At 68.4% G+C, this 11948-nt stretch carries 11 protein-coding genes; 7 read left to right on the top strand and 4 right to left on the bottom strand.

Annotated elements, in window-relative coordinates; genetic code table 11:
* Positions 1–47: 47 nt before the first annotated feature.
* Positions 48–956 (bottom strand): factor-independent urate hydroxylase, encoded by a 909-nt coding sequence (gene pucL, locus AC1D1W_RS05920; protein ID WP_243180668.1) that lies wholly within the window; start codon positions 954–956, stop codon positions 48–50.
* Between the two features lie 382 nt (positions 957–1338).
* On the opposite strand from pucL, the gene AC1D1W_RS05915 reads away from it, so the two are divergent.
* From AC1D1W_RS05915 to AC1D1W_RS05890, 6 genes are all read left to right on the top strand, one after another.
* Complete coding sequence (locus AC1D1W_RS05915; protein ID WP_243180669.1) at positions 1339–1521, top strand: hypothetical protein; 183 nt, start codon at positions 1339–1341, stop codon at positions 1519–1521.
* A gap of 284 nt (positions 1522–1805) precedes the next feature.
* Positions 1806–2300, top strand: a complete 495-nt coding sequence (locus AC1D1W_RS05910; RefSeq protein ID WP_459385715.1) for a nucleoside deaminase — start codon at positions 1806–1808, stop codon at positions 2298–2300.
* Between the two features lie 17 nt (positions 2301–2317).
* Positions 2318–3583, top strand: a complete 1266-nt coding sequence (locus AC1D1W_RS05905; protein WP_476943201.1) for an XdhC family protein — start codon at positions 2318–2320, stop codon at positions 3581–3583.
* On the top strand, positions 3574–4524 hold the full coding sequence (locus AC1D1W_RS05900) for an FAD binding domain-containing protein (RefSeq protein WP_476943200.1): 951 nt from the start codon (positions 3574–3576) through the stop codon (positions 4522–4524). The genes AC1D1W_RS05905 and AC1D1W_RS05900 overlap by 10 nt, the downstream gene beginning before the upstream one ends.
* A 2-nt stretch (positions 4525–4526) precedes the next feature.
* A complete protein-coding gene (locus tag AC1D1W_RS05895) occupies positions 4527–7364 on the top strand; it encodes a molybdopterin-dependent oxidoreductase (protein ID WP_476943199.1) in 2838 nt (945 codons plus the stop codon).
* Positions 7365–7390: 26 nt separating this feature from the next.
* Complete coding sequence (locus AC1D1W_RS05890) at positions 7391–8374, top strand: aldo/keto reductase (protein ID WP_476943198.1); 984 nt, start codon at positions 7391–7393, stop codon at positions 8372–8374.
* Between the two features lie 93 nt (positions 8375–8467).
* Here AC1D1W_RS05890 and AC1D1W_RS05885 read toward each other — a convergent pair whose 3' ends face one another.
* Positions 8468–8992 (bottom strand): DUF488 domain-containing protein, encoded by a 525-nt coding sequence (locus AC1D1W_RS05885; protein ID WP_476943197.1) that lies wholly within the window; start codon positions 8990–8992, stop codon positions 8468–8470.
* Positions 8993–9083: 91 nt separating this feature from the next.
* Here AC1D1W_RS05885 and AC1D1W_RS05880 point away from each other — a divergent pair, with 91 nt between their 5' ends.
* Complete coding sequence (locus AC1D1W_RS05880; RefSeq protein ID WP_476943196.1) at positions 9084–9728, top strand: uracil-DNA glycosylase; 645 nt, start codon at positions 9084–9086, stop codon at positions 9726–9728.
* An 8-nt stretch (positions 9729–9736) separates the two neighbouring features.
* Here the strand turns inward: AC1D1W_RS05880 and nboR are convergent, their stop codons facing one another.
* Both nboR and AC1D1W_RS05870 read right to left on the bottom strand, forming a co-directional pair.
* The gene (nboR, locus tag AC1D1W_RS05875) at positions 9737–10360 is read right to left on the bottom strand and encodes a nicotine blue oxidoreductase (protein ID WP_476943195.1); all 624 of its coding nucleotides are present in this window, start codon (positions 10358–10360) and stop codon (positions 9737–9739) included.
* Positions 10361–10381: 21 nt separating this feature from the next.
* On the bottom strand, positions 10382–11948 hold a 1567-nt coding region (locus AC1D1W_RS05870; protein WP_476943194.1), incomplete at its 5' end, for a transketolase-like TK C-terminal-containing protein.

Below are 11948 nucleotides of genomic sequence, written 5' to 3'. Positions count from 1 at the left end.
TGCCGGAGTGCCGGCGCCGGAGGCCCGGGCCGGCCGGCCCGGGAGTCCTAGCAGAAGCCGGCGATCCCGGACCAGGCGATTTCTGCGGGGCTGGCGTCTTCACGCTGGACAGTGGCCTCGATCAGGCCGTAGGGGCGGTCGGCGGCGAAGAAGACCTCGTTGGGGTTGTCGAGGCCAAAGGGCGAGAGGTCGACGAGGAAGTGGTGCTTGTTGGGCATGGAGAACTTGATCTCGTCGATCTCGGTGTGCGCTTCCAGGACCTTGGCGCCCATGTCGAAGAGGGTCTGCTGCAGGGCGTGGGAGTAGTTTTCGCTGAAGCCCTCCAGCAGCAGGCTCTTGACGTCCTCGTAGCTCTTGTTGAAGTCGAACGTGCCGAAATCGGTGCCGGTCCTGAAGCGCCAGCGGGCCGATACGTCCGTGGCGAGGATGCGGTCGGACGTTTCCGGGAGGGTGGTGTACTTGTCCCGCGGGAAGCCGCTGAACCCGGACTGGGTCGACTTCAACACGGTGAGGTCCTTGAGCCCGGCGATGAGGTGCTCGGTACCGCTGTCGCGGACAAGGACCGCGGTGCGGACTTCCTGGCCGCTGCGGACGAAGGAGTGGTCGTGCCCGGTCCCGTGGGCCTGGATCCGGTCCCATTTGTAGGATTCGGCTGCCCAGCGGCCGCCGGTGACCCAGTCGAAGTTCGAGGTGAAGTGCTTGCCTAGCCGCAGCAGGAAGGCTTCCGGGGAGCCGATGCCGTCCCGGGCGAAGGCATAGATGGTGTTCTTTTGGGTGTCCGTGGCCACCACATGGCTGTTGTCGCCTTCGAGGTGGGCAGCCGCGAAGTCCCCGCGCAACTGCGAGGTGACATTCAGGTCTTCGATTTCATGGCGGTCGGTGTCCCTGGTGATCTTGACGACCCGGACTTCGGCTTTTCCGTACTGGTTGTGGCCGAGGACGATCTTGTTGCTCATGGTCTGATTCCCAACTTCAGGTATGTGGCACCAAAGTCCCACATAGAAATTAAGCGCGTGTTTCCCGCGCGTTTCTCATTCCGTCGGCCCACAAAAAAGAGCCGACATCAGTTGATGCCAGCTCATTACGACCCTGCCTGCTGCTCCCAGGTTACGTGACCTGCGCCACGAATTGGGATTAAGCGTAGCCCGGTCCGGGCGTGGTGTACATCACTTTTCGAAAAAACGGTTTGTGACCGCGGCGGCCAACGCACTTGACCACCGGCTCCGCCCGCCCCTACTCTTTTCCACATAACAATAAATTATTTCCAAAATGTGGAACTCTTCCGCGTGCTTCGACTCGGTGCGGAGAAGCGCCCACGCAATGCATGAGGAGGAATCCATGAACTCGCAGGAGACGGACAGTGCCGTTGAATTTCCGGCGCCCGGGGTGGAGCTGTACCTGCCGTTCGCCGCCACGGACTTCGGCGCCACGGACCCAGACTTCTACATTCCGGCCGACTGCGAGCGGAGGGACCGCGGCTTTTCCCGGTGGCTCCGCGCGCTGCCGCTCTTTGGCCGGTAGGCGTTTCGTTTGGGCGGTAGGGCGGTTGGGCGGTGGCAGGGCCTTGGCGTGAAGACCCGGAAATAGAGATTTCACATAACGAAAACAGGCTTCCATCAAATTGGGCGCGCCGCGCGGACATCCCGGTGCTACTGTCGATCTTGCCAACGGCGGGCAGCCCGGGACGCGGGAAGCTATCTACCAGGCGCAACCTTCAATGCACATGCTGAAGACTGGTCACCGTCGCATACGGCCCTTGCGTACCCGTCACGGTGTACAGGCTTCCGCAGGTAGGGAGTGGCGGCATGACTACAACCGATACGGCCCAGAAGTTCCTGGCGAGATCCATCGAGTTGGCCACGGCCAACGTCCTGAACGGCGGCGGCCCGTTCGGCGCAGTGGTGGTCACTGCGGACGGGCTAGCGTTCGAAGGCGTCAACCGCGTCACCGCCACCAACGATCCCACGGCGCACGCCGAGGTCACGGCCATCCGGCAGGCCTGCAGCGAACTTGGCACTTTCGATCTCAGCGGAGCCACGCTCTACTGCAGCTGCGAGCCGTGCCCCATGTGCCTGGCGTCCGCACTGTGGGCGCGGGTGTCACGCGTGATGTTCGCCGCGGACCGGCACGATGCCGCGGCTGCGGGGTTCGATGACGCCGTCTTCTACGAATACTTCGAAAACGACCGGCGCGACACGCTCATGCCGGTGGGCAGGCTGCAACTGACAGACCCGCAAGCGCCCGCGGCACTGGATCCCTTCAAGGCCTGGAACTCGCTTGAGTCCCGGACCGACTACTAGCGCCGGGGACTGCGGCCATGTTGGATCTGCTCCCGCACCTGGGCACATGGCGGCCGGCCGCGTCCGGGCAGCTCTGCGCGGTGGCCACCGTCGTGGGCACTGCCGGATCAGTGCCGAGGCCCGTGGGCACCTCCATGCTGGTCTCGGAGACCGGCGAGGTGCTGGGCAGCCTGTCCGGTGGATGCGTTGAAGGGGCCGTTGTGGAAGCGGCCCTGGAGGCAATGCGCGACGGCGGGACGCGCCGGGAGTTCTTCGGCTACAGCGCCGAGGACGCGTTTGCCGCCGGGCTGACCTGCGGCGGCGGGCTGGAAATCCACATCGAACCCCTGGGCGCAGGGCCCGGCCGGCTGCGGCTGGACAGCCTGCAGGCCCTGGCCGGGAGGCATCCGGCCGGGGCCGCGCTGATCCGCAGGATGGACGCCGGCGGACGCGGCGCCGTCGTGGTTCCAGACCCGGCGGCCTTCCAGGTACTGCAGTCGGCCGAACTCGCCGCGATGCTCGGTGCGGGCGGTTCCGCCGGTGCCGGGCTCGCGATGCGGGCGGCAGCAGCCCAGTTGGAACCGCTGCTGAGGGGAGGCCGTACAGGGCTGGTCCGGATCGCGCCCGCGGGGGAGCGCCAGCAGGAACCCGTGAGCCTGCTGGTGGAGAGCCGGCTACCGGCACCGCGCCTGCTGATCTTCGGCGCCAATGACTTCGGTGCGGCACTCGTGCCGGCCGCGAAACTCCTGGGCTTCCATGTCACGGTGTGCGATGCGCGCCCGGCGTTCGCACAGCAGGACAGGTTCGGCGCCGCGGACGAGGTGGCCACGGCCTGGCCGCACCGGTACCTGGCGGACCAGGCACGGGCCGGCCGCACCGACGCACGGACGGCCATCTGCGTCCTCACGCACGATCCGAAATTCGATGTCCCGCTCCTGCAGGCCGCGCTCGGCCTGGACGTGGGCTATGTCGGCGCCATGGGGTCCAGGCGAAGCCACCGCGGGCGGATGGACGCTCTGCGGCAGGCCGGCGTGGCCGACGGCGACCTGGCCCGGCTGCACTCACCCATCGGCCTGGACCTCGGCGCCGTCACGCCGGAAGAGGTCGCGGTGTCCATCACGGCAGAACTCGTGGCCAACCGGAGCAAGGCCGCCGGGCTGGTCCAGGGCAGCGCGTCCCTGAAGGATTCCAGCGGCCCCATTCACCACTACGCCCGAAATCACCAAGACAGCAGTCCTCAAGACAGCAGCCATCGCGACAGCAGCGCCGGCATGCCGGCATCCCAGGAGGCCCAGTGGACATGAACACCATCGAGGCCGTGCTCCGCACCGCGGATCCGGCGCAGTGGCGCGAAGGGGACGCCTGGCTCGCAGGGGGCACCGTGCTTTTCTCCGCGGGGAGCCCCGCCCCCGGACAGGAACCGCTCCGGCGCCTTCTGGACCTCGGCTCCACGGACTGGACACCCCTGGCGTTGTCGGCGGACGGCATCGAGCTGGCGGCAACCTGCACCATCGCGCAACTGTACGCGTTCCCCGGCTCGGCCGCCGGCCGGGGGCTGGCCGGGAACTGGCCCGGCGTGGAACTCGTCCGCCCCTGCTGCGAGTCCTTTGTGGCCTCCTTCAAGGTCTGGAACATGTCCACGGTGGGCGGCAACCTGTGCACTTCCCTGCCGGCCGGGCCCATGATCTCGCTTTGCGCGGCGCTCGACGCCACGGCCACCATTCTGGGCCCCGGCGGCGCCCGCCGCACGCTCCCGGTGCTGGACTTCGTTACGGGCGACGGGACGAACTGCCTCGCTCCCGGCGAGCTCCTGCGCAGCGTGGGCCTGCCGGCGGTGGCACTGTCCTCCCGGGTGGCCTTCCGCCGGCTGTCGCTGAGCAACCTGGGCAGGTCAGCGGTGCTGCTGATTGGAAGGCTCGACGCCGGCGGCACCCTGGTCCTGACCGTCACCGCAGCCACCAAGCGCCCCGTGCAGCTGCGTCTGGAGTCCTCCGCGGCGGCGCTCGCCGGCGCCCTCACTGATGCTCTCCCCGAGGCCTTGGATACCGCCGTCCCCGATGACCTGTACCACGACGACGTCCACGGCCTGCCCGCCTGGCGCAAGGACATGACGTACCGGCTGGCCCATGAAATCCAGGCCGAACTCACCGCCCCGGCAGACCGCGACCCGTTACGCATATCCGGTGACTTCTGGCCGCCGCGGGGCGGGACCCTTAACGGTGGACCCCGGACGGAAGGTGCCTGAGCATGAGAATCGAGATCAACGGCATCCCGGCGCAGGCCGAACCCCGCCCCGGCCAGTGCCTGCGGACGTACCTTCGCGAGCAGGGGAACCTGGGTGTCAAGAAGGGCTGCGACGCCGGCGATTGCGGCGCCTGCACGGTGCATGTGGACGGGGTGCCGGTGCACAGCTGCATTTATCCCGCCGTCCGCGCGGAAGGCCGCGCGGTCACCACGGTGGAAGGATTGGCTGCCGCCCGCGCCTCCGGCGCCTCCGGTGACCCCAACAGCGCCGCACTTCATCCGATGCAGCAGCAGTTCCTGGACCGGCAGGGTTTCCAGTGCGGTTTTTGCACGGCCGGCATGGTGATGACGGCCGCGACGTTCGATGAGGAGCAGAAGGCGGACCTGCCGCGGAACCTGAAGGGCAACCTGTGCCGGTGCACCGGGTACACGGCCATCGAGGACGCCGTCTGCGGGAGGGGGAGCCGCCCGGACACCTCAGCCCCGGACACCTCTTCTGAGCGGCCCGGCCGGCCGGAGCCGCGCCCCGGACAACTGGGCGACGACGCTCCTGCCCCCGCCGGCCTCGCCATCGTCACGGGGCAGGCCCGCTACACCCTGGACGTCCCGGCCGAAGAGCTGCCCGGGCTGCTGCACGCGAAACTGCTGCGCTCCCCGCATGCCCACGCCCGGATCCGATCCATCGACGCAGCAGCCGCGCTGGCGATTCCCGGCGTCGCGGCGGTCTTCACCCATGAGGACTCCCCGGCGCAGCTGTTTTCGACCGCGCAGCACGAGCTCTACACGGACGACCCGGACGACACCCGCGTCTTTGACGACGTCGTGCGGTTCACCGGCCAGCGCGTCGCCGCCGTCGTCGCCGGGACGGTGGCGGCGGCGGAGGCAGGCGTGCGGGCCCTGAAGGTCGACTACGAGGTGCTGGATGCGGTCTTTACCCCGGAGAACGCCATGCTCCCCGGCGCCCCCGCCCTCCACGGGGACAAGGACGCAACCACGGCCCGCATCAGCCGGCCGGAGCGGAACGTCGTCGCGGAACTGCATTCCGAGCTCGGCGATATGGCGGCCGGGTTCGCCGCGGCGGACTTCATCCACGAACACACCTACCGGACTCAACGGGTGCAGCACATGGCGCTCGAAACCCATGCCTCCATCGCCTCCATCGGCGGTGACGGGCGGCTGCTGATCCGCACCTCCAGCCAGGTCCCGTTCCTGGTGCGGCGCACCCTGGGGCGGGTGTTCGGCCTGCCGGAAGAGCAGATCCGGGTGGTTGCCGGACGGGTGGGCGGCGGTTTTGGCGGCAAACAAGAGGTGCTCACCGAGGACGTTGTCGCTCTGGCGGCCCTGAAGCTCAACCGCCCCGTGCAGCTTGAATTCACCCGGACCGAACAGTTCACCGCCGCCACCACCAAGCATCCCTTCACCATCCATCTCACGGCCGGCGCCAGCCGCGACGGGAGGCTGACCGCACTGAAGCTGGAGGTGCTCACCAACACCGGCGCCTATGGCAACCACGCCACCGGGGTCATGTTCCACGGCTGCGGCGAGTCGTTGGCGGTGTACAAGTGCGCCAACAAGAAAGTGGACGCCCACGCCGTGTACACCAACACCGTGCCGTCCGGTGCCTTCCGCGGCTACGGGCTCAGCCAGATGATCTTCGCGATCGAATCCGGCATCGACGAGCTCGCGGCAGCGATCGGCATGAACCCCCTGGAGTTCCGCCGCCGGAACATGGTCCGGGAAGGCGACGACATGCTGTCCATCCGCGACGAGCCCCAGGAAGATGTCCGCTACGGAAGCTACGGCCTGGACCAGTGCACGAAGCTGGTAGAGGACGCCCTGGCCCGTGGACGGGAACGCTGCCGCGCGGCCGGCCTCGACAGCCCGGGACCGGACTGGGTGGTCGGGGAGGGGACTGCCCTGTCCATGATCGACACCGTCCCGCCACGCGGCCACTATGCCCACTCCAGGCTCCGGCTCCTGCCCGACGGGACCTACGCCGCCGACGTCGGGACGGCAGAATTCGGCAACGGCACCACCACCGTCCACGCGCAGCTCGCGGCCACCGCGCTGTCCACCTCCGCCGCCCGCGTCACCCTCCGGCAGTCCGACACCGACCTCGTGGACCACGATTCGGGCGCGTTCGGATCTGCCGGCACCGTGGTGGCCGGCAAAGCGACGCTGGCCGCCGCAGAGGACCTCGCCCTCCGCATCCGCGCCTTCGCCGCCGGCCTCCGCCGCGTGCCGCCCTCCGGCTGCGTCCTGGACGGGGACGCCGTGGTCTGCGAGGGAACCCGGGTGCCCCTGACGGATATTTACGACGCCGCTGAGCAGGCCGGCGTCGAGCTCGCCGCCGAGGGGCGTTGCGGCGGGACGCCGCGCTCGGTGGCGTTCAATGTCCAGGGCTTCCGGGTGGCGGTGAACACCGGGACGGGGGAGCTGCGGATCCTGCAGAGCGTGCAGGCGGCCGATGCCGGCGTGGTGGTCAACCCGCGCCAGTGCCGCGGCCAGATCGAAGGCGGGATCGCGCAGGCCCTCGGCTCTGCGCTCTACGAGGAGGTCACAGTGGACGACGCCGGCCGCGTCACCACCGACGTCCTGCGGCAGTACCACGTCCCCTCCTTCGCCGACGTGCCGCGCAGCGAGGTGTACTTCGCCGACACCAGCGACAAGCTGGGCCCGCTGGGCGCGAAGTCGATGAGCGAGAGCCCGTTCAACCCGGTGGCGCCGGCGCTCGCGAACGCCATCCGGAACGCCACCGGCGTGAGGTTTTCCGAGCTGCCCATCTCCCGGGACAAGATTTACCTGGCCCTGAAGGAGGCGGGGCTGGTTCCCCCGCTTTGAGGCCGTTAACGGCCTATAGTCGGACGATGGAACAACGAATCTTGGGCAAAACCGGACGAAACGTCTCCACCGTCGGGCTGGGGACCTGGCAGCTCGGCGCGGACTGGGGCAACGTGGACCCCGCGCAGGCGCAGGCCATCCTGGCGGCCTCCGTCGAAGCGGGCGTCACGTTCTTCGACACCGCGGACGTCTATGGCGACGGCCGCAGCGAGCAGGCCATCGGCGCATTCCTCGCGGACAACCCCGGCCTGGACATCACGGTGGCCACCAAGATGGGCCGGCGGGTGGAGCAGCGGCCGGAGAACTACAACCTCGCCAACTTCCGCGAATGGACGGACCGGTCGCGGCGCAACCTGGGCGTCGAGCAGCTGGATCTGGTCCAGCTGCACTGCCCGCCCACCGCCGTGTACAGCAACGACGAGGTCTACGACGCGCTGGACACGCTCGTGGCCGAGGGCGCCATCCGGAACTACGGCGTCAGTGTGGAGCGGACCGAGGAAGCCCTCGAGGCCATGCGCCACGAAGGCACCGCCACCGTGCAGATCATCCTCAACGCCTTCCGGCTCAAGCCGCTGGACAAGGTGCTGCCCGCGGCTGAGGCCGCCGGCGTGGGCATCATCGCCCGCGTCCCGCTCGCCTCCGGGCTGCTCTCCGGAAGATACACTGCGGACACGACCTTCGCCGAGGACGACCACCGGAACTATAACCGCACCGGCTCAGCGTTCGACGTCGGGGAGACCTTCTCCGGCGTGGACTTCGGCCAGGGCCTCAAAGCGGTGGCCGAGTTCGAGGAACTGGTGCCCGACGGCGTCAGCACCGCCCAGGCGGCCATCGCCTGGATCGCGGCGCAGGACGGCGTCAGCACGGTGATCCCGGGCGCGCGGAACGTGGACCAGGCGCGCGCCAACGCCGCCGCGGCGGATGTCAGCGGCATTGACGCCACCTTCGACGTCGGCGTCCGCGAAATCTATGACCGCTACTTCCGCGAATCGATCCACCCCCGCTGGTAGACCCTCCTCAAACCAATGCAGGGTCAGAAACGGCCCATGGCGGCGTGGTTCAGGGCCGTAGCTGACCTCGCGTTGTGGTTGGCGTAGCCGACGTTAGGCCGGCGGGTACCACACCCGCTTCCCCTCAACGCGGGCGAAGGAAGTCAGGGTGTGGGGTTTCGCGGACTTTTCCGTCATGATGTCCAGCACCCCGACATTCCGGACCAGGAGCGCGTCACCGATCAGCGAGCGGTGGCAGCGCCACGGGACGGCTTCCGCGCACATGATTGCCGAATCGTTGGCCCGCCCGCGGTCCAGCAGCTGGTCGATGGCCGCGGAGAATTCTTCGGTCTGCATGTAGTCCGCATATCCCCGAAACGACGCGTTGCGCCAGGCGCCGTTGGGGCTGTCCTTCCGGGCGTGCCGCAGACCACCGAGGGATTCCATTCGCCGGTAGGTGATTCCGCTGGCCCRCACGCTCGCGGCCAGCGCGTCCCCGTTGAACTGTGGATTGTGGCGCGACTTCGGGACGGTGCGCACGTCGATCAGCTTCTTGACGCCGTGGGCCTGCAGGATGCCGATGAATTCGCCAATGGGATGAGTGGAGTGCCCCACCGTGAAGATGGTCATGTCCGTCATCCCCCCATGCTAAAGCGGCTCGCCTGCGCCGACGGTGTAGCGGCCCGGATATTCTGGAGGACCTACCGGCTGTCAACGAAACGGGTACGGAATGACTTCATCCTCCATCGATGGCTTTGTTGACCGTCTTGCGGCCGTGGCAACAGGACCCGGGTGCAACAACTTCTTCGATCACACCGCGCCGGGAAATGCGCAGCGCCGGCGGAACCTGACCATCTACCTGCGGGAGATGCAGGACCGCGACCCCAAGGTCCTGCTCGTGGGGGAAGCCCCCGGTTACAGGGGCATGGGGATCACCGGGGTTCCCTTCACGAACCGCACCATGTTCGAGGGCCCCGCCAACGAGTTTGGGCTTTTCGGGCCGGGGAAGGGCTACGTGCTCCCGGCGGAAGCTGCGGGAATCGCTGCGGAGCCGACGGCCACGGTGATGTGGCAGGTGCTGGCCGAGCTGGAATTCCTGCCCCTGCTGTGGAGCGCCTGCCCGTGGCACACCCACGTGCCCGGGCGGCCGCTGTCCAACCGCACGCCAAAGGCTTCCGAGGCTGCGCTGGGAACTCCGTTTTGGCAGGCGCTCGCTGAGGCGTTCCGCATCGACACCGTGGTGGCCGTGGGCAACGTGGCCTACCGCAGCCTGCAGCGCAGCGGCATGGACGTGCCGAAAATCAGGCACCCGGCGCACGGCGGCCGGTCCGGGTTCAAGCGTGGACTGCAGGAGTTTTTGGCTCACTCGCGCTAAAACCGGCGCTAGTCCAGGAGGTGCAGCTGGTCGGCAGAGTCGAGGTCCTCGCCGTTGGAGAGGTCGCTGCAATCCACCAGATCAACCAGGTCCGGGTGGGCCCGCAGGAAATGCCGGGCGCCGGCGTCGCCCGTAGCGGTTTCCGCGGCTTCGGTTCGAAGACCGGCATCGAGCAGCAGCGGGTGTCCCCGCTGCAGTTTCCCGTCCGCGTCGCGGTAGGCGGCCGCCGTCACCCGGCCTGGCCGGTGGGACCCCAGCAGCCGGGTGACGGTCTTTTTGGTCAGGCCGGGCTCGTCCACCAGCGCAATGAGCACATGGTCCTCCGGGGCCGCAGCGGTGATACCGGCCCGGAACGAGCTGCCCATCCCGCTGGCCCAGTGCGGGTTGTCGATGACCCGGTGCCGGCCGAGTTCGGTGGCGGCGCGGACCCTTGCCGCATCCGCGCCAAGCACCACCACCACCTCCCGGCAGCCGCCCGATAGCAGCACGTCAGCGAGCACTTCGACCAGCGTGCGGCCGCGGAGGGGGAGCAATGCCTTCGGCCCGAGCCCCAGCCGCGTCCCGGCTCCGGCGGCCAGCAGCACCGCCGTCGTGCCGCCGGATCCGGTGCCGTGCGCTCTGCTGTCGCTCATCTGCCCACCATAACGCGCTTCTCAGGCGTCGCCGCCCGCTCCGCCGGTGGTCCCGGCGGTGACGTCCAGGAGCTTGTAGCGGTCTATCGCGTAGGCGGGCACCCCGCCGTCGACCTCTCCGCGCGAGGCCAGCAGCTGGAGGGTCTTCACTACAATCGAGTGCGTGTCGTTCTTGAAGAAACGGCGGGCCGCGGCGCGGGTGTCGGAGAAGCCGAAGCCGTCCGCGCCGAGCGAGGCGAACTGGTGCGGCAGGAACTGCCGGATCTGGTCCGGCACGGCCTTCATGTAGTCGGTGACCGCCACGACCGGCCCGGTGGCACCGGCGAGCTGCTGGGCCACGAACGGGACGCGGGCGGGCTGGCCGGGGTTGAGGAAGGCCTCTTCCTCGGCGGCCATGGCGTCGCGGCGGAGTTCGGTCCAGGAGGTCACGGACCAGACGTCCGCCGAGACGCCCCAGTCCTCGGCGAGGATCCGCTGGGCTTCGAGGGCCCACGGAACGGACACGCCGGAGGCCAGGATCTGGCTTTTAGGCCCGTCAAAGTCCGACGCCGACACCCGGTAGATGCCTTTCAGGACACCGTTGACGTCGAGGTTTTCGGGTTCGGCCGGCTGCACGATCGGCTCGTTGTACACCGTGAGGTAGTACATCAGGTTCCGCGACGGATCGTTGCCGGCAATTTCTTTCCCGGCTTCGCCGCGCCCATACATCCGCTCCAGGCCGTCCCGGATGATGTGGCCCATTTCGTACCCGAACGCCGGGTCGTAGGTGATGACGGCCGGGTTGGTTGCCGCCAGGATCGGGGAGTGCCCGTCGGCATGCTGCAGGCCTTCGCCGGTCAGCGTGGTGCGTCCTGCCGTGGCGCCGATGATGAACCCGCGGGTCATCTGGTCGGCGGCCGCCCAGAAGGAATCGCCGGTGCGCTGGAAGCCGAACATCGAGTAGAAGACGTAGACCGGCACGAGCGGTTCGCCGTGCGTGGCGTAGGACGTTCCGGCGGCGGTGAAGGCCGCCACCGCCCCGGCTTCATTGATGCCCGGGTGGATCAGCTGGCCCTGGGCCGATTCCCTATAGGCAAGGACGAGCTCCCGGTCCACGGAGAGGTAGCCCTGGCCGTCCGGGTTGTAGATCTTCGCCGTCGGGAAGAACGCGTCCATGCCGAATGTGCGGGATTCGTCCGGCACGATCGGGACAATGCGGTGTCCGAACTTTTTGTCCCGGAGCAGGTCCCTGAGCAGGCGCACAAAGGCCATGGTGGTGGCTGAACGCTGCTTGCCGGAGCCTCGCTTGGCGGCCCCATAGGATGCGGGATCGGGCAGTTCCACGGGCGCATGGTCCGGCCGCCGCTCGGGGACGAAGCCGCCGAGTTGCTTGCGGCGGTCCATCAGGTACTGGATCTCGGGGGAGTCCATGCCGGGGTGGTAGTACGGCGGCCGGTAGAGGTCCGCTTCGAGCTGGTCGTCCGTGATCGGGATGCGCAGGTGGTCGCGGAAGGCCTTGAGGTCCGCGAGGGTGAGCTTCTTCATCTGGTGGGTCGCGTTGCGGCCCTCGAAGTGGGTGCCCAGGCCGTAGCCCTTGACCGTGTGCGCC

The sequence above is a fragment of the Arthrobacter sp. P1_B4 genome (assembly GCF_056406555.1).
This window is presented reverse-complemented; position numbering and strand designations above follow the sequence as displayed.

What these genes read in the sequence shown, in the direction of transcription:
- nboR (WP_476943195.1), bottom strand. Translation starts at nt 10,360, where the DNA reads ATGAGCGACAGCAGAGCGCACGGCACCGGATCCGGCGGCACGACGGCG.
- AC1D1W_RS05910 (WP_459385715.1), top strand. Translation starts at nt 1,806, where the DNA reads ATGACTACAACCGATACGGCCCAGAAGTTCCTGGCGAGATCCATCGAG.
- AC1D1W_RS05915 (WP_243180669.1), top strand. Translation starts at nt 1,339, where the DNA reads ATGAACTCGCAGGAGACGGACAGTGCCGTTGAATTTCCGGCGCCCGGG.
- pucL (WP_243180668.1), bottom strand. Translation starts at nt 956, where the DNA reads ATGAGCAACAAGATCGTCCTCGGCCACAACCAGTACGGAAAAGCCGAA.
- AC1D1W_RS05880 (WP_476943196.1), top strand. Translation starts at nt 9,084, where the DNA reads ATGACTTCATCCTCCATCGATGGCTTTGTTGACCGTCTTGCGGCCGTG.
- AC1D1W_RS05895 (WP_476943199.1), top strand. Translation starts at nt 4,527, where the DNA reads ATGAGAATCGAGATCAACGGCATCCCGGCGCAGGCCGAACCCCGCCCC.
- AC1D1W_RS05890 (WP_476943198.1), top strand. Translation starts at nt 7,391, where the DNA reads ATGGAACAACGAATCTTGGGCAAAACCGGACGAAACGTCTCCACCGTC.
- AC1D1W_RS05905 (WP_476943201.1), top strand. Translation starts at nt 2,318, where the DNA reads ATGTTGGATCTGCTCCCGCACCTGGGCACATGGCGGCCGGCCGCGTCC.